We start from the raw sequence: 15,764 nt of genomic DNA on the forward strand, positions 1-15,764 counted from the left end.
CGGCGGTGCGGTATCGCACGGCGGTCTCCCCTCAACGGTCACGGCGGACGCGCCGGCGGACGGCCGGCGCGCGGTGTGCGGCGAGTTTAGGGAAGGCGGGGCGCGCGGGGGAACCGGTTTTCCGGCCGGGTCCGCCGGGGACCCAGGGGCCGGCAGGCGGTCCGGCACCGGCGCAGCGCGCTCCGGCCGCAGCCGCGCCACTCGGCGGGCGACGGGCCGGCACCCCGGCCGCCCCGGGTGATCAGGGCGTTCACCGGTGTGTGCGGGTCCAGGGCCATCGTGCGCGCGAACAGCACACCGATCACGAGCGGGGCGAGCGAGAGGGCCAGGGAGGTGCCGGCACTGGTGACGTGCCGCACGCGGAGGCGCTTCGGGTCGGGAGCCATGACCCCATTTCAGCGGCGGCGCCCCGGCCCGGGATCGGGGAACGTACTCAGACCGCACGGCCCGGATACTCACCCGGGCCGTGCGGCGCGCCCGCCGGGCCGTCAGGCGTCGGTGCCGGAGCCGCCGCCCGACGCCGCCTTGATGCCCTTCGTGATCGTGTCCAGGACGGACAGCGAAGGTGCCTTGCTGTTGATGTCGAAGCCGGAACGGACCACCACCATCATGTCCTTGGCCAGCGGTGACGGGAAGGCCAGCGACTCCACGTAGCCGTCGTCGCCGTTCTTCGTCACCACCTTCCAGCGCACCCGGTAGCCCTGCTGCCCGGCCACCGTGACCGCCTCGGACTTCAGCTCCTTGTGCGAGGTGATGCCGCCGTAGATCTTCTCGCCGTAGGACGCGTCGGCGTTGGCCTCGATGTCCTTCTCGGCGGTGGCCTTCGCCGTCCTGGTGGTCAGCTTCAGCGCCTCGGCGGGGGCGGAGAACACCCCGCCGCGCACACACTTCTCGCTGGTGTCACCGGGGCAGGCGTACGTCCCGGTGGTCACCCCGGCGCCCATCCCCGACTCGCCCTTCCAGCCGTCCGGGACCGGGATGCTGATGCCGCTGGCCAGATCCGTCGCGTAACCGTCCTCGATCTGCGGCTGCCCCTGCTCCGGCGACCGGTCGTCGTTGCCGCCGCCGGTGCCGCCGTCGCCGCGCTCCTCACCGTTGTCGCCGCCGCTGCCGCCCGGGCCGTCGCCGCGCTGCCGGTCGGGTCCGGGGGAGGGAGAGCCGGACGGGGCGGTGGCGGCGGTGTCGCTCTTGCCGTCCGAGTCGTCCGTCAGCAGATAGACACCGCCTCCGATGGCGGCCAGCACCACCACGGCAGCGGTGATACCCGCCCCGATGCGTATGCGCCTGCTGCGGGCGGCCGCCGGCGGTACGCGCAGATGGTCGGTCCACTGGGTGCCGTCCCACCAGCGCTCGTGGCGGGGGCCAAATCCTGAATACCCGGGGTCTGGATGCCAGCCGGGCGGGCTCGTCTGGGTCACGCCCGACACGTTAACCGGACTGCCTGAGAATCCTATGAACCGGGTGGGCGAACCTGACCGGCCCACCGCCCGCATCTGCCGCCCGCCATGGTCTAGACATGTGGAGGGGGTATCGCTAGCATCCGCCGACGAGGGCGCGGCGGACCCGCCTGACCGCGCCCAGAAGTGAGGGCCCCATGGAAGCGACCGCCCCCGACCGTCGTTTCGCCGAGGACTACCGCCTCGCCCGGGAGATCCCGCGCGACGGGCTCACCGCCTGGCGCGCCGCCATCGCCGCCGAAGTGGCACTCGCACCGGGCGCCACCGTCCTGGACGTGGGCGCGGGCACCGGCTCCTTCGCCGCCGCTTTCGCCGACTGGTTCGGCGTCCGGGTCCTGGCCGTGGAACCGGCCGCCGCCATGCGGGCGCTGATCCCCCGCAACACGCTGATCGAGGCGCTGGACGGGCGGGCCGAGGAGCTGCCGGTGCCGGACGGCTGCGCGGACGCGGCCTGGCTGGGCTCGGTCGTCCACCACATCGGCGATCTGCCCGCCGCCGCCCGGGAGTTGCGCAGGGCGCTGAAGCCCGGCGCCCCCGTGCTCATCCGCAACTCCTTCCCGGGCCGGTGCGCACGGGACCTGCGGGTCCGCTTCTTCCCCGGCGCCGAACGCATCGTGGACGGCTACCCCACGGTGGAGCAGACGTGCGCCGCGTTCGCCGGGGCCGGCTTCACCCGCGTCGCCCTGCACGCGGTGCCGCAGGAGAGCGCGCCGAGCCTCGCCGCGTTCGCCGACCGGATCAGGCGGGACACCGACGCGAAGCTGCGCGGCCTCGGCGACGACGAGTTCGAGCGCGGGATGCGCCGGCTGCGTACCGCGGCGGAACAGGAGCCGGACCGGCCCGCCGTGAGCTGGATGGACCTCCTGGTCCTGGCCTGACCGCCCGCCCCGCCGACGTAAGGTCGGTCCGTATGAAGCTCAGCGACGAGGAGGGGCGGGCCGTACGGGCCGCCATGGCGGGCGAACTGCGACTGCTCGACCCGGCGGTACGGGCGTCGCCCGAGGCGGTGACGGAACTGCTCGACCCGGACTTCGCCGAATTCGGCGCCTCCGGACGGCGCTACGACCGCGCCTCCATCCTCGCCGTCACCTCCGCCGTCGCGGACGACGACCCCGGCCCCGAGGTCACCGAGCTGTCCGGCACCCTGCTCGCCCCGGACCTGGTCCATCTGACATACGTCACCGAGCGCGGCGGCCAGTTGTTCAGGCGCAGTTCGCTGTGGCGCAGGACCGGTGAGCGGTGGCGGATGTACTTCCACCAGGGCACCCCGGCCGGTCCCGCGCGGGCCACCGCCGAATATCCCGCGGACAGCCCCGGCGGCGTTGCATAGGCTCACCCGATGACACCATCCCGCCACCCGTCCAAGCCCCGGCCCGGCGACCGCGTCGCCGTGCTCTCACCATCCTCCGGTCTGCCCGGAATCCTGCCGCTGCCCTACGAGTTGGGCCTGCGCAGGCTCCGCGAGGACTTCGGCCTGGAGCCGGTGGAGTATCCCTGCACCCGGAAGATGGGCGCCACCCCGCAGGAGCGCGCCGCCGACCTCCACGCGGCGTTCGCCGACCCGGAGATCAAGGCCGTCATAGCCAGCATCGGCGGCGACGACCAGATCACCGTGCTGCCCCACCTGGACCGCGAACTGCTGCGTGCCAACCCCAAACCGTTCTTCGGCTACAGCGACAACACCAACCTGCTGGTGTTCCTCGACAACCTCGGCATCGTCGGCTACCACGGCGGCGCGGTCATGGTCGAGTTCGGCCGCCCCGGCGCGCTGCACCCGCAGACGGCCGAGTCCCTGCGGGCCGCGCTCTTCACCCACGGCGAGTACGAGCTGACGCCGGCGAAGGAGACCGGCAGCATCAGCCGGGACTGGAGGGACCCGCGCACCTTCGAGCAGGAGCCCGGCCTGCTTCCCGGCGACGGCTGGACGTGGCACAACGCGGACCGCGTGGTCGAGGGTGCGAGCTGGGGCGGCAACCTGGAGATCCTGGCCTGGCTGCTGATGGCCGACCGCGAGATCCTGCCCCCGGAGGCTTACGACGGCCGGGTGCTGTTCCTCGAAACCTCCGAGGAGCTGCCGAGCGCCGACGAGGTGTACCGCATCCTGCGCAACATGGGGGAGCGGGGCCTGCTGCGGCGCTTCCCCGCCCTGCTGATGGGGCGCGCGAAGAACTGGTCCTTCGACAAGCCGCTCGACGCGGAAGCCGGCGCGGCGTACCGCCGGGAGCAGCGGGAGGCGGTGCTGCGCGCCCTCGCGGAGTACGCCCCCGGCACCATGGCGGTCTTCGACGTCGACTGCGGTCACACCGACCCGCAGGTGATCATCCCGTTCGGCGGCAGAATCCGGGTGGACGGCGAGGCCCGGCGTATCACCGTCACCTACTGAGCGGGGGCTCTCCGTTTTGTGGTCCGACCACATGGTGTGTGTGACATAGTCGGGATGTTACGCATACGCCCGAACGGGAGTGGAGGAGCGGATGCCCGTCGAGTGGCAGCCCGTGCGGCAGGTCCGGACCCATGAACTCGTGCTCCAGAGCATCGAGGAGCAGGTCTTCGCCGGGAAGCTGAGGGCCGGGGACCGGCTCCCGCCGGAGCGCGAGCTGGCCCCCGTGTTCGGGGTGAGCCGGTCGGCGCTCCGGGAGGCGCTGCGGGTGCTGGAGACGATCGGTGTGCTGGTCGCGCAGCCCGGCCGGGGCCACGACTCCGGGGCCCGTATCGTGCGCAATCCGGACGACGCGCTCGGCCGGCTGCTGCGTCTGCACTTCGCCCTCGGCAGCTACAGCCTGCACGACGTGATGGAGGCCCGGGTCGCCCTGGAGCGCTCCAGCTTCGCGGCCGCCGCGGAGCACGCGTCCGGCGAGGACCTGGACGCGGCGGGTGCGGTGGTCGCCCGGATGGCACGGGAGGGCATCGAGCCGGAGGAGTTCAACGAACTCGACACGCGGTTCCACGTCCAGGTGGCCAGCAGCTCGGGCAACGCGCTGACCTCCACACTGACCGCTGCGGTACGCGAGTCCGTACGGCCTCTCATCCTGCGGGCCCTCGAAGAGGTGGACGACTGGCCCGCCGCCCAGGCCCGGCTCAACGCCGAGCACACGGAGATGCTGAGGCTGGTGCGTACCGGTGACGGAGAGGCGGCGGCCGACCTCGCCGAGCGCCACATCCGCGGCTTCCACGGCACGCTGGTCGACGAGGACCGGACCGAGGCCGGTGGCGAGGGCGCCGAGTAGCACCCCCGCCGCACGGTCCTACGGCGGCGTCCAGGACAGCGCGGCCGTGGACCGGAGGTTGGCGAACAGCGCGTTGGCCGAGGTGCTGGAGCCGGTCATGGCGGTGCCGAGCCGGCCGAGCACCGGCGAGAGCTGATTCGGCGATCACTTCGGGTGCGTCTGCACCCTCCCGTAATCGGCCGGAGGATAATATGGTCGGACCATAACTTCGGATCGGGGAGGCTCCATGCGTATCGGACTCTTCGCCACCTGTCTGGGAGACACACTCTTCCCCGAGGCGGTGAAATCCACCGCGGTGCTGCTGGCCCGCCTGGGCCACGACGTGGTGTTCCCGCCGGGCCAGACCTGCTGCGGCCAGATGCACGTCAACACCGGCTACCAGCGCGAGCCCGTCCCGCTGGTCCGCAACTTCGCCGCCCAGTTCGGCGACACCTCCATCGACGCCGTCGTCATGCCGTCGGGCTCCTGCGCCGGATCGGTCCGCCACCAGCACGAGATCGTCGCCGAGCGGTACGGGGACGCGGCGCTGCGCGCGGGCGTCGCCACCGTCAAGGCGAAGACCTACGAGCTGTCCGAACTCCTGGTGGACGTGCTGGGCGTGACCGATGTCGGCGCGTACTTCCCGCACCGGGTCACGTACCACCCCACCTGCCACTCGCTGCGCATGCTCAGGGTCGGCGACAAACCGCTGCGGCTGCTGCGCGCCGTCGACGCGATCGACCTGGTCGAGCTGGGCGAGGCCGACTCCTGCTGCGGATTCGGCGGCACCTTCGCCGTGAAGAACGCCGACACCTCGACGGCCATGCTCCGGGACAAGATGCGCAACGTGACCGCGACCGGAGCCGACGTGTGCACCGCCGGCGACTCCTCCTGTCTGATGCACATCGGCGGCGGGCTCTCCCGTATCAAGGCCGGCACGCAGACCCTGCACCTCGCCCAGATCCTGTCCGCCACCCGCACCTCGCCGCACGCCCTGACGGAGGCCGCCCGATGAGCGCGACGTTTCTCGGCATGCCCGCGACCCCGCCCCGCTCCCCGTACGGCACGGGCAATCTGCGCGGCGACCGGAAGTTCCCCGCCGCCGCCCACGACGAGCTGGGCAACGAACAGCTGCGCCGCAACCTCGGCCGCGCCACCCACACCATCCGCGCCAAACGCCTCCACGTCACCGGCGAACTGCCCGACTGGGAGGAGCTGCGCGACGCCGGATCGGCCATCAAGACCGACACCATGAACCGGCTCCCCGAACTCCTGGAGGAGCTGGAGCGCAACGTCACCGCGCGCGGCGGCACCGTCCACTGGGCGCGCGACGGCGTCGAGGCCAACGAGATCGTCGCCCGGCTCGTCCAGGAGACCGGCAGCGACGAGGTCATCAAGGTCAAGTCCATGGCCACCCAGGAGATCGGCCTCAACGAACACCTGGAATCCCTCGGCATCACCGCGCACGAGACCGACCTCGCCGAACTCATCGTCCAGCTCGCCCACGACAAGCCCTCGCACATCCTCGTCCCCGCCATCCACCGCAACCGGGACGAGATCCGGGAGATCTTCCTCAAGGAGATCCCCGGCGTCGACCCGGCCCTGGACAACGTCCCCGCCCACCTGGCCGCCGCCGCCCGCGCCTATCTGCGCGAGAAGTTCATGACCACCAGGGTGGCCGTCTCCGGGGCCAACTTCGGGATCGCCGAGACCGGCACCCTCTCCGTCGTCGAGTCCGAGGGCAACGGCCGCATGTGCCTGACCCTCCCCGATACGCTGATCACCGTCATGGGCATCGAGAAGGTCCTCCCGCGCTACCAGGACCTGGAGGTCTTCCTCCAGCTCCTGCCGCGCTCCTCCACGGGCGAGCGGATGAACCCGTACACCTCGATGTGGACCGGAGTCACCCCCGGGGACGGACCGCGGACCTTCCACCTGGTCCTCCTCGACAACGGCCGGACCGCGGCCCTCGCGGACCGCATCGGCCGCGAGGCGCTGAACTGCATCCGCTGCTCGGCCTGTCTCAACGTCTGCCCGGTGTACGAACGGGCCGGCGGGCACGCCTACGGTTCGACCTACCCCGGACCCATCGGGGCCGTACTCACCCCGCAGCTCGCCGGGATGCACGCCGTCAAGGACGACCCCAACAGCTCGCTGCCGTACGCCTCCAGCCTCTGCGGGGCCTGCTTCGACGCCTGCCCCGTCAAGATCGACATCCCCTCGCTGCTGGTCGAGCTGCGCCACCAGCACACCGAGCAGTCCGGCACCACCGCCGAAAAGCTCGCCATGAAGGCGGCCGGCGCGGTGATGGGCCGGCCCAAGGTGTACACCGCCGCGCAGAAGGCGTCGCGGCTCGGCCGGGTCCTCGCCCGGGACGGGAAGCTCCCGGCGCTGCCGCCCCCGCTCAACGGCTGGAGCGACAGCCGCGACACCCCCGCCCCGCCGAAGCAGACCTTCCGCGCCTGGCTGGCCTCGGCCGAGGGCACGGCCGCCATGCGCGAGGCCGCCGCCGAACACACCCGTAACCAGCAGCAGGAGGACGGCGCATGACGACCGCCCGCGACACCGTGCTCGGCCGCGTCCGGGACGCGCTCGCCCTCGCACCCGCCCGCGAGACAGCCGCCGGCGAAACCCCCGTCCCGCGCGCCTACCGCACCGGGCGCACCCTCCCCGACACCGAACGCCTCGCCCTCTTCACCGACCGGCTGGTCGACTACAAGGCGCAGGTCCGCACATGCACCGCCGGCCGGACCGCCGAGGTGATCGCCGAGGTGCTGCGGGAGCGGGGGGCCGCGCGCATCGGGGTGCCCCCGGGGCTCGACACCGGGTGGCTGGCCGGGTACGACGGCGAGGTGCGGCAGGACTCCGCGGACATCCCGGCGCCGCGCCTGGACGCCCTCGACGGTGTCGTCACCGCGTCCGCCGTCAGCTGCGCCGAGACCGGCACCATCTTCCTGGACGGCTCGCCCGACCAGGGGCGCCGGGCGCTGTCCCTCGTCCCCGACCTCCATGTGTGCGTGGTCGACCTGTCGACCGTGGAGGTGGGCGTGCCGGAGGCGGTGGCCCGGCTGGTGCCGGAGCGCCCGACCACGCTGATCAGCGGGCCCTCGGCCACCTCCGACATCGAGCTGGAGCGGGTCGAGGGCGTCCACGGCCCGCGCACCCTCGCGGTCGTGATTCGCACAGATGTCTAGGTGATCATGCCGGGCGGGATTACGCTCTCTGCCTGGCATGGACACACTTACCCTCTGGCAACTGGCGGCACTGGCCGCGGCTTCCGCACTCGTCGGCTTCTCCAAGACGGCCGTCAGCGGCGCCAACACGATCAGCCTCGCGGTCTTCGCGGCGGTACTCCCCGCCCGCGAATCCACCGGGGTGCTGCTCCCGATCCTGATCGCCGGCGATGTGCTCGCCGTCCTCGTCTACCGGCGCCACGCGCACTGGCCGACCCTGCTGCGGCTCTTCCCGGCCGTCGCGGCCGGTGTGGTGGCGGGCACCCTGTTCATGATGTGGGCCGACGACGCCACCGTGCGGACCTCGATCGGCGCGATCCTGGTCTTCATGGCCGGCATCACCGTCTGGCGCCGCCGCCGGGCGGAGGCCGTCGCCGAACCGGGCGCCGAACCCGGCGCCGACGACCGGCCGCCGACCGCCGGTGAACGGCTCAAGGCACGTTCGTACGGGGTGCTCGGCGGTTTCACGACCATGGTCGCCAACGCGGGCGGCCCGGTGATGTCGCTCTATCTGCTCTCGGCCGGATTCCGGAAACTGGGCTTCCTGGGCACCTCGGCGTCGTTCTTCCTGATCGTCAACACCTCGAAGGTGCCGTTCAGCGTGGGCCTCGGGCTGATCGACGGGCACTCCCTGCTGCTGGACGCCTGCCTGCTGGCGTTCGTGCTGCCGGGCGCCTGGATCGGCCGGAAGTGCGTGGACCGCATCAACCAGCGGCTCTTCGAGCGCATCGTCCTGGCCGCCACCGTCGTCGGCGGCCTCCAACTCCTCCTGACCTGACGGCGTCAGGCCGTCAGGTCAGGCCGTCGGGGCCGGTCAGACGATGCCCTCCTCGATCTCCGCCTGCTCGCGCGCGCTCCCGTACGCCGACGGCGTGCCGTACGAGCGCCGGGCGACGAACCACCACACCGTGGCCAGGACCAGCACGACGACCAGGGCGACCGACGCGTAGTTCATCGAGCCGATGGTCACCGGGGACGACTGCGGCAGCAGGAACAGCACCGTCACGATCGCCACCCACACCACCGCGATCCAGCCGACCGGCTTCGACCAGCGGCCCAGGTGCCACGGCCCGCGCTGGAAACGGCCCCCGGCGCGCAGCTTCAGGAAGATCGGGATCGCGTACGCGGGCGTGATCCCGATGACGTTGATCGCGGTCACCGCGCCGTACGCGGTCTCCGAATACAGCGACGGCAGCGCCAGCACCCCGGCGACGATCACCGACAGCCACACCGCCGGCACCGGTGTCTGCGTCCGCGCGCTCACCTTCCGCCAGAGCGAGGAGCCGGGCAGCGCGTTGTCCCGGCTGAAGGCGAACACCATCCGGCTGGCGGCGGCGACCTCGGCGTTCCCGCAGAACAGCTGCGCCGCGATCACGATCAGCAGCATCGCCGTCGCGCCCGAGGTGCCCAGCGCGTCGATCAGGATCTGCGCGGGCGGCACACCGGTGTCGCTGTTCTGCGTACCCACGTAGTCCTGGATGGCGAAGGTGAGCCCGGCCAGCAGTACGAAACCGGCCACCCACGACACCCAGATCGCCCGGACGATGCCGCGCGCCGCCGACACCGAGGCGTTCGAGGTCTCCTCCGACAGATGGGCCGAGGCGTCGTAGCCGCAGAACGTGTACTGCGCGAGCAGCAGCCCGATCGCCGCCACGTACAACGGGTTGTGCCAGCCGGTGTCGTTGACGAACTCGGTGAATACGAACGAGGGCGACTGGTGGTGCGCGGGCACGATCGCCAGTACGGAGACGATCACCGCCACACCCACCAGGTGCCACCACACACTGATCGAGTTGAGGATGCTCACCAGCCGCACCCCGAACAGGTTGATGACGGCGTGCAGCAGCAGGATGCAGACGAATATGATCATCGTCTTGCCCGGGGTGGGTGTGAAGCCCCACTGGATCTTCATCAGCGCGCCCGTGAACAGCGCGGCGCCGTAGTCGATGCCCGCGATGGCGCCGAGCAGCCCGAGCAGATTCAGCCAGCCGGTGTACCAGCCCCACTTGCGGCCGCCCAGCCGGTCCGCCATGTAGTACAGCGCCCCCGACGTCGGATACGCGCTCGTCACCTCGGCCAGCGCCATCCCGACGCACAGCACGAACAGACCGACCCCGGCCCAGCCCCACAGCATCACGGCCGGCCCGCCCGTCGACATGCCGAAGCCGTACAGGGTCATGCACCCGGACAGGATCGAGATGACGGAGAAGCTGATGGCGAAGTTGCCGAACCCGCCCATGCGGCGGGCCAGGACCGGTTGGTAGCCGAGCTCACGGAGCCGTTGCTCCTCGTCGTTCGGCGCACTGGTCCCGGCACCCTTGCGGGGCGAGGCGGACACGGACATGGAGGACCTCCTGGGGGGTGGATGGCAACTCGGAAAAGGAAGGGGGCTCAGCCGGGGTCCGCCGCCAGCGCACGGGCGCGGGCCCGCACGAAGACCTCCTCGGCACCGCCGGGGGCGTCCGGCGTACGGGAGCGGCAGGCCCAGGGCAGCGAGGTGAAGTACGGGCCCAGCTCGCGGAACACCTCGGCCGCGTCGGCGAACCGGAGCGCCCCCCACAGGGCGTGTGCCAGATGGTTGAGATCGGGCAGGGTGCGGCCGGCGGCGGGGGAGCTGCGGTACCAGATCCTCAGCGCGCGCAGCGCCTCGCGCTCGGCGTCCTCGGTGACCCAGTGCAGATCGAGGGCCTTGTCGTGGTCGTGCTCACGGCGGTAGCGCTCGACCCGGACATACAGCGGGAGTACGTGGAGGGCCGAGCCCTCGGGCGCCGTGGACGACGCCCACTGCACGAAGTTCACCGCCTCGGAGAGCGCGCCGCCGGCCCCGCGCGCGTACACGAACTGGAGCATCCGGTGGTACGCCTCGCGGTTGTGCGGGTCGCGCCGGTCGGCCTCCGCCAGCAGCCCCCACGGGCCGGGGAACAGCATGGGCCCGGGCGGCGGGAGCCGGTGCTCGGCGAGCCGCTGGTCGTCGTCCAGCTGGGACAGGGCCAGCAGACACACCCAGGGCACCGGGTCGGCCGGTGCGGCGTGCGCCGCCGAACGGCACGCCTCCCACGCCTCCTGCCAGAGCTCCCGGCCGCTGGGGTGGCCCGAGCGGTTGGCCCGTACCGCGCGCTCCACGGCGACCCGGGCGCGCATCACGGCCGCCGCGGGGCTCTCCGGCTCCTCGGTCAGCCAGGTCCGTATCGCGTCCGTCCCCGCCGCGACCGCGCCGAGGACCTGGGTGCGCTGGGTCCAGCGGGCCCAGTCCGGGGTGCCCGCCAGCAGGTCGCGCATGGCGATCCAGCGGCCGGTCCGTAAGTCCTGTAACGCCGCTCGGAGTTCATTGTCGTGGCCGGCCGGATGGTAAACCGGCCGGAATTCACCGTTGGCCATGGACGCGCTCGGGACGGAGTGCTGAATTCATCGATCCTCAGGGATTATTGCGGCGTAGAAACAGTTGAAGTACGAACCGCTTTCGGGCTTCCGGTTGCTGCTCGGCGGTGAGTGTAGAGCCCTTTGTGTGGAACTCTCGAACGAATCATTGATTCTGCTCAAGTCACTTGCGGCTTACTCGTGTTGGCGCTACCCCGACGCCTTCGAAAGGTTCCGGACAGACGGCCGGCACCTGCTTGACGTAACCGCTGGGCTGCACCACTCTGGGTGGCCGCAACGAAGATCATGATTCCGTTCGAGCCCCGGGCTCGCGTACCGCTGGAGAACCGATGACAGGCCCGGTGCTGGCAATCGACCAGGGCACATCGGGAACCAAAGCGCTGGTGATCTGTCCCGAGCGCGGTGTGACCGGTTCCGGTTCAGCCCCCGTACGCCCCCGCTACGGTCCCGGCGGAGCCGTCGAGACGGACCCGGCCGAATTACTCGCATCGGTCGTCGCGGCCGGCCGGCAGGCCCTGGCCGAATCGGGCGGCACCGTCGAAGCCGTCGGGCTCGCCAACCAGGGCGAGACGGTCCTCGCCTGGGACCCGGACACCGGGCGGCCGCTCACCGAGGCGATCGTCTGGCAGGACCGCCGCGCCGCGGACATCTGCGCGGAACTCGCTCCCCGCAGCGACGAGTTGCACCACCTCACCGGACTCCCGCTCGACCCCTACTTCGCCGCCCCCAAGATGGCCTGGATCCGCCGCGAACGGACCCGCGAGGGCGTCGTCACCACCAGCGACACCTGGCTCGTCCATCAGCTCACCGGCGCCTTCGTCACGGACGCCGCCACCGCCGGACGCACCCAGCTCCTCGACCTGGACCGCGTCGCCTGGTCCCCGGCCGCGCTGGACGCCTACGGCCTCGGCGACGAGCGGCTGCCGACCGTCACCGACGCCGCCGGAACCTTCGGTACGACGGGCGTCTTCGGCGGCGACCTCCCGCTCACCGGACTCCTGGTCGACCAGCAGGCGGCCCTGCTCGCCCAGAGCGCCCTGGACCCGTCCGTCGCCAAGTGCACCTACGGCACCGGCGCGTTCCTCCTCGCCGGCACCGGCACCGCACCGCGCCGCAGCACCGGCGGGCTGGTCAGCTGCGTGGCCTGGCGGCTCGGCGGGCGCACCAGCTACTGCCTGGACGGCCAGGTCTACACGGCGGCCTCCGCGGTGCGCTGGCTCACGGACCTCGGGGTGATCGCGGGCGCCGCCGACCTCGACCCGGTCGGCGCCACCGTCCCCGACACCGGCGGCGTCACCTTCGTCCCCGCACTCGCCGGCCTCGCCGCCCCCTGGTGGCGCAGCGACCTGCGCGGCTCGGTCACCGGGCTCGGCCTGGACACCTCGGCCGGGCACCTGGTGCGCGCCCTGTGCGAGGGGATCGCCGCCCAGGTGGCCGAGCTGGCCGCCGCGGTCACCGCCGACCGGGGCACACCGCTGTCCGTCCTGCGCGTCGACGGCGGCCTCACCCGCTCCGCCCTCCTCATGCAGACCCAGGCCGACCTGCTGCAACGCCCGGTCGAGGTGTCCGCGCTCCCCGACGTCACCGCGCTCGGCGTCGGCGCGGTGACCCGCATGGGCGCCGACCCCGCACTCCCGCTCGCCCGGGCCGTCCCCGCCTGGAAACCGGCCGCGGTCTACGAACCCCGCATCGGCCCGGACGAGGCGGCCGAACGCCTCACCACGTTCCGGACGGCCGTACGCGGGCTGCTGGAGCGGGCGTGAGCAGCCGGGTGCACCTGGCTCCGAGGGGCGTGAGCGGCCGGGAACACCTCGCCCCGAGAGGCGTGAGCACCACGTGGTAGCCCCGCGCCACACCCCCGCCACCCCCGCCACCACCGTCACCCGTGCCGGACACCCGCTCCCCGACGCCCCGCCCTACGACGTCACCGTCATCGGCGCCGGAGTCGTCGGCACCGCCATCGCCCGCGCACTGTCCCACCACCCCCTGCGCACCGCCCTGGTCGAGGCCACGGACGACATCGCCAACGGCACATCCAAGGCCAACACCGCGATCCTGCACACCGGGTTCGACGCCGCCCCCGGCACCCTGGAGGCCCGCCTCGTCCGCGAGGGGCAGCGGCTGCTCTCCGCGTACGCCGCCCGCACCGGCATCCCCGTCGACCGCGTCGGCGCCCTCCTCATCGCCTGGGACCGGGAACAACTCGACGCCCTGCCCGCCCTGCTGGCCAAGGCCGAGCGCAACGGCTACCCCGCGGCCCGGCTGCTGGACGCCGAGGAGACCGCCGCCCGCGAACCGCACCTCGGGCCCGGCGCGCTCGGCGCCCTGGAGATCCCCGACGAAGCCGTCATCTGCCCCTGGACCACCCCGCTCGCGTACGCCACCGAAGCCGTCCTGGCCGGGGTCCACCTCCACCTCGACTGTCCCGTCCAGCACATCGCGTACGCCGAGGGCCTGCACACCCTCACCACCGCCCGGGGCACCCTGCGCACCCGCCTGCTGATCAACGCCGCCGGGCTGCACGCCGACGCGATCGACCGGCTGCTGGGCCTCGACACCTTCACCGTGCGCCCGCGCCGGGGGCAGCTCATCGTCTTCGACAAGCTCGCCCGCGACCTGGTCCACCACATCCTGCTGCCCGTTCCCACGGCCGCCGGCAAGGGCGTCCTGGTCGCGCCGACCGTCTTCGGCAACGTCCTGCTCGGCCCCACCGCCGAGGACCTGGACGACAAGGACGCCACCGAGTCCACCGCCGAAGGGCTCGCCCAGCTGCGCGAGAAAGGCCGCCGTATCCTGCCCCGGCTGCTCGATGAAGAGGTCACCGCCGTCTACGCGGGCCTGCGCGCCGCCACCGGCCAGGAGGACTACCGGATCACGGCCCACCCGGACCGCGCCCTCATCACCGTCGGCGGTATCCGCTCCACCGGACTCACCGCCTCCATGGCCATCGCCGAGCACGTCGTATCCCTGCTCCCCGGCGCCGGACTCGACCCGGGGGAGCCCGCCGAACCGGCCCCCCTCACCCTGCTCGGTCTCGGTGAGACCTCCGACCGCCCCTACCTCGACGCCGGCCTGATCGCACGCGATCCCGCGTACGGCACGGTCGTCTGCCACTGCGAGCGCGTCACCGAGGGCGAGATCCGCGACGCCCTCGCCTCGGTGCTCCCGCCCCGCTCGGCCGCCGGGCTCGCCCGCAGGACCCGGGCCGGCAACGGCCGCTGCCAGGGCTTCCACTGCGGGGCCACGCTCCGCGCCCGGATCGAGGAGGCCCGCCCATGACCCGCCGCGAACGCCTCGTCGACGTGCTGATCGTCGGCGCCGGACCGGCCGGCCTCGCGGCGGCGGCCGGCCTCGCCGCCGCCGGGCTGCGGCGCGTCGAGGTGCTGGAGCGGGACCAGGCACCGGGCGGCATCCCCAGGCACTGCGCCCACGGCGGATTCGGTACGCGCGCGAGCGGCGATCTCACCGGTCCCGCGTACGCCCTGCGCTGCGCGGCCGAGGCCCGCACGGCCGGCGCCACGCTCCGCACCGGCGTCACGGTCACCGGCTGGGCCGGGCCCCGCACCCTCGACGCCACCGGCCCCGGCGGCCTGGAACGCATCACCGCCCGGGCCGTCGTTCTCGCCACCGGCGCCCGCGAACGCCCCCGCGCCGCCCGGCTCGTCCCCGGCACCCGCCCCGCCGGCGTCTACACCACCGGCGAACTCCAGCAGTCCGTCCACCTCCACCACCAGTCCATCGGCACCCGCGCCGTGGTCGTCGGCGACGAACCGGTCAGCCGCGCGGCCGCCGACACCCTGCGCACCGCCGGGGTCCGCCTCGTCGCCCGCGTCACGGAGCACTCGCCCCGCCCCTTCGCGGCCGTCCGCACGGGCGGTGGCGCGCCCCTGCTCACCCGCACCACCGTCACCGCCCTGACCGGCCGCCCCCGCCTCACCGGCGTCCGCGTGCGCCACACGGACGGGCGGACCGCCACCCTGGCCTGCGACACCGTGGTCTTCACCGCCGACTGGATCCCCGACCACGAACTCGCCCGGCGCGGCGGCCTTCCGCTCGACCCCGGCACCAGGGGACCCGCGTACGACCCCGCCCACCGCACCGGACGGCCGGGGGTCTTCGCCGTCGGGAACCTCCTGCACGGCGGGGAGAGCGCGGCCACCGCCGCCCGCGAGGGCCGGGCCGTCACCGGACCCGTGCTGGCCCACCTGGACACCGGCAGCTGGCCGGCGGGCGGGCCGCCCCTCGCCGTCGCCGCACCGCTGGAATGGGCCGCCCCCAACCTCACCGGGCCCGGCGGGCACCGGCTCCTGCTGCGGACCGGCCGGCGGCTGACCGTACCGCTGCTCGTCGTCGGCCAGGACGGGGCGCCGCTGCACCGTGAACGCCTGGCGCGGTCCGTCGCGCCGGGCCACTCCTTCTCCCTCACCGCCCACTGGCTGGGGCGCGTCGACCCGCAGGGCGGCCCGGTGCACATCCGGGTCGCGTGACCC

At 72.9% G+C, this 15,764-nt stretch carries 15 protein-coding genes and 1 pseudogene; 11 read left to right on the forward strand and 5 right to left on the reverse strand.

Annotated elements, in window-relative coordinates; translation table 11 throughout:
• Positions 1-86: 86 nt before the first annotated feature.
• Positions 87-386 carry a hypothetical protein gene (locus OG338_RS27375; RefSeq protein WP_405939889.1) on the reverse strand — a complete coding sequence of 100 codons (300 nt, stop codon included), beginning with the start codon at positions 384-386 and terminating at the stop codon, positions 87-89.
• A gap of 102 nt (positions 387-488) precedes the next feature.
• Positions 489-1,418 carry a DUF2510 domain-containing protein gene (locus OG338_RS27380; RefSeq protein WP_405939890.1) on the reverse strand — a complete coding sequence of 310 codons (930 nt, stop codon included), beginning with the start codon at positions 1,416-1,418 and terminating at the stop codon, positions 489-491.
• 176 nt (positions 1,419-1,594) lie between these two features.
• On the opposite strand from OG338_RS27380, the gene OG338_RS27385 reads away from it, so the two are divergent.
• The 4 genes from OG338_RS27385 (at position 1,595) to OG338_RS27400 (ending at position 4,684) form a co-directional block, all read left to right on the forward strand.
• Positions 1,595-2,335, forward strand: coding sequence for a class I SAM-dependent methyltransferase (locus OG338_RS27385; RefSeq protein WP_405939891.1), 741 nt, complete (start codon positions 1,595-1,597; stop codon positions 2,333-2,335).
• A 32-nt stretch (positions 2,336-2,367) separates the two neighbouring features.
• On the forward strand, positions 2,368-2,787 hold the full coding sequence (locus OG338_RS27390) for a DUF4440 domain-containing protein (protein ID WP_405939892.1): 420 nt from the start codon (positions 2,368-2,370) through the stop codon (positions 2,785-2,787).
• Between the two features lie 9 nt (positions 2,788-2,796).
• Entirely contained in the window at positions 2,797-3,840 is a 1,044-nt protein-coding gene (locus OG338_RS27395; protein WP_405939893.1) for a S66 peptidase family protein, read from the forward strand.
• A 91-nt stretch (positions 3,841-3,931) separates the two neighbouring features.
• Entirely contained in the window at positions 3,932-4,684 is a 753-nt protein-coding gene (locus tag OG338_RS27400) for a FadR/GntR family transcriptional regulator (protein ID WP_405939894.1), read from the forward strand.
• Positions 4,685-4,726: 42 nt separating this feature from the next.
• Here OG338_RS27400 and OG338_RS27405 read toward each other — a convergent pair.
• Positions 4,727-4,816, reverse strand: a pseudogene (locus tag OG338_RS27405) (L-lactate permease); the annotation flags it as partial.
• 94 nt (positions 4,817-4,910) lie between these two features.
• Here OG338_RS27405 and OG338_RS27410 point away from each other — a divergent pair.
• Genes OG338_RS27410 through OG338_RS27425 form a run of 4 tightly spaced genes read left to right on the forward strand, consistent with a single transcriptional unit; the run spans position 4,911 to position 8,674 of the window.
• Positions 4,911-5,678, forward strand: coding sequence for a (Fe-S)-binding protein (locus OG338_RS27410; protein ID WP_405939895.1), 768 nt, complete (start codon positions 4,911-4,913; stop codon positions 5,676-5,678).
• Positions 5,675-7,213 carry a LutB/LldF family L-lactate oxidation iron-sulfur protein gene (locus OG338_RS27415; RefSeq protein WP_405939896.1) on the forward strand — a complete coding sequence of 513 codons (1,539 nt, stop codon included), beginning with the start codon at positions 5,675-5,677 and terminating at the stop codon, positions 7,211-7,213. Before OG338_RS27410 ends, OG338_RS27415 begins: the two co-directional genes overlap by 4 nt.
• Complete coding sequence (locus tag OG338_RS27420) at positions 7,210-7,857, forward strand: lactate utilization protein C (protein WP_405939897.1); 648 nt, start codon at positions 7,210-7,212, stop codon at positions 7,855-7,857. The genes OG338_RS27415 and OG338_RS27420 overlap by 4 nt, the downstream gene beginning before the upstream one ends.
• A 37-nt stretch (positions 7,858-7,894) precedes the next feature.
• The gene (locus OG338_RS27425; RefSeq protein WP_405939898.1) at positions 7,895-8,674 is read left to right on the forward strand and encodes a sulfite exporter TauE/SafE family protein; all 780 of its coding nucleotides are present in this window, start codon (positions 7,895-7,897) and stop codon (positions 8,672-8,674) included.
• A 36-nt stretch (positions 8,675-8,710) separates the two neighbouring features.
• Here OG338_RS27425 and OG338_RS27430 read toward each other — a convergent pair whose 3' ends face one another.
• Both OG338_RS27430 and OG338_RS27435 read right to left on the reverse strand, forming a co-directional pair.
• The gene (locus OG338_RS27430; RefSeq protein WP_405939899.1) at positions 8,711-10,240 is read right to left on the reverse strand and encodes an amino acid permease; all 1,530 of its coding nucleotides are present in this window, start codon (positions 10,238-10,240) and stop codon (positions 8,711-8,713) included.
• Positions 10,241-10,287: 47 nt separating this feature from the next.
• Positions 10,288-11,274 carry a hypothetical protein gene (locus OG338_RS27435; protein ID WP_405939900.1) on the reverse strand — a complete coding sequence of 329 codons (987 nt, stop codon included), beginning with the start codon at positions 11,272-11,274 and terminating at the stop codon, positions 10,288-10,290.
• A gap of 329 nt (positions 11,275-11,603) precedes the next feature.
• Between OG338_RS27435 and OG338_RS27440 the strand changes: the two genes are divergently transcribed.
• The 3 genes from OG338_RS27440 (at position 11,604) to OG338_RS27450 (ending at position 15,761) form a co-directional block, all read left to right on the forward strand.
• Positions 11,604-13,037: an FGGY family carbohydrate kinase gene (locus OG338_RS27440; RefSeq protein WP_405939901.1), complete on the forward strand. Its 1,434-nt coding sequence runs from the start codon at positions 11,604-11,606 to the stop codon at positions 13,035-13,037.
• 73 nt (positions 13,038-13,110) lie between these two features.
• Complete coding sequence (locus OG338_RS27445) at positions 13,111-14,553, forward strand: NAD(P)/FAD-dependent oxidoreductase (protein ID WP_405939902.1); 1,443 nt, start codon at positions 13,111-13,113, stop codon at positions 14,551-14,553.
• Positions 14,550-15,761 carry an FAD-dependent oxidoreductase gene (locus OG338_RS27450; protein WP_405939903.1) on the forward strand — a complete coding sequence of 404 codons (1,212 nt, stop codon included), beginning with the start codon at positions 14,550-14,552 and terminating at the stop codon, positions 15,759-15,761. The genes OG338_RS27445 and OG338_RS27450 overlap by 4 nt, the downstream gene beginning before the upstream one ends.
• Positions 15,762-15,764: the final 3 nt, after the last annotated feature.

It is taken from the genome of Streptomyces sp. NBC_00726, from assembly GCF_045161735.1.
In the GTDB taxonomy this organism is placed as follows: Bacteria; Actinomycetota; Actinomycetes; order Streptomycetales; family Streptomycetaceae; genus Streptomyces.

Bases quoted from the DNA above. Each gene is read 5' to 3' on its own strand.
- OG338_RS27375 (WP_405939889.1), bottom strand. From the start codon at position 386: ATGGCTCCCGACCCGAAGCGCCTCCGCGTGCGGCACGTCACCAGTGCC.
- OG338_RS27385 (WP_405939891.1), top strand. From the start codon at position 1,595: ATGGAAGCGACCGCCCCCGACCGTCGTTTCGCCGAGGACTACCGCCTC.
- OG338_RS27390 (WP_405939892.1), top strand. From the start codon at position 2,368: ATGAAGCTCAGCGACGAGGAGGGGCGGGCCGTACGGGCCGCCATGGCG.
- OG338_RS27395 (WP_405939893.1), top strand. From the start codon at position 2,797: ATGACACCATCCCGCCACCCGTCCAAGCCCCGGCCCGGCGACCGCGTC.
- OG338_RS27400 (WP_405939894.1), top strand. From the start codon at position 3,932: ATGCCCGTCGAGTGGCAGCCCGTGCGGCAGGTCCGGACCCATGAACTC.
- OG338_RS27410 (WP_405939895.1), top strand. From the start codon at position 4,911: ATGCGTATCGGACTCTTCGCCACCTGTCTGGGAGACACACTCTTCCCC.
- OG338_RS27415 (WP_405939896.1), top strand. From the start codon at position 5,675: ATGAGCGCGACGTTTCTCGGCATGCCCGCGACCCCGCCCCGCTCCCCG.
- OG338_RS27420 (WP_405939897.1), top strand. From the start codon at position 7,210: ATGACGACCGCCCGCGACACCGTGCTCGGCCGCGTCCGGGACGCGCTC.
- OG338_RS27425 (WP_405939898.1), top strand. From the start codon at position 7,895: ATGGACACACTTACCCTCTGGCAACTGGCGGCACTGGCCGCGGCTTCC.
- OG338_RS27430 (WP_405939899.1), bottom strand. From the start codon at position 10,240: ATGTCCGTGTCCGCCTCGCCCCGCAAGGGTGCCGGGACCAGTGCGCCG.
- OG338_RS27435 (WP_405939900.1), bottom strand. From the start codon at position 11,274: ATGGCCAACGGTGAATTCCGGCCGGTTTACCATCCGGCCGGCCACGAC.
- OG338_RS27440 (WP_405939901.1), top strand. From the start codon at position 11,604: ATGACAGGCCCGGTGCTGGCAATCGACCAGGGCACATCGGGAACCAAA.
- OG338_RS27450 (WP_405939903.1), top strand. From the start codon at position 14,550: ATGACCCGCCGCGAACGCCTCGTCGACGTGCTGATCGTCGGCGCCGGA.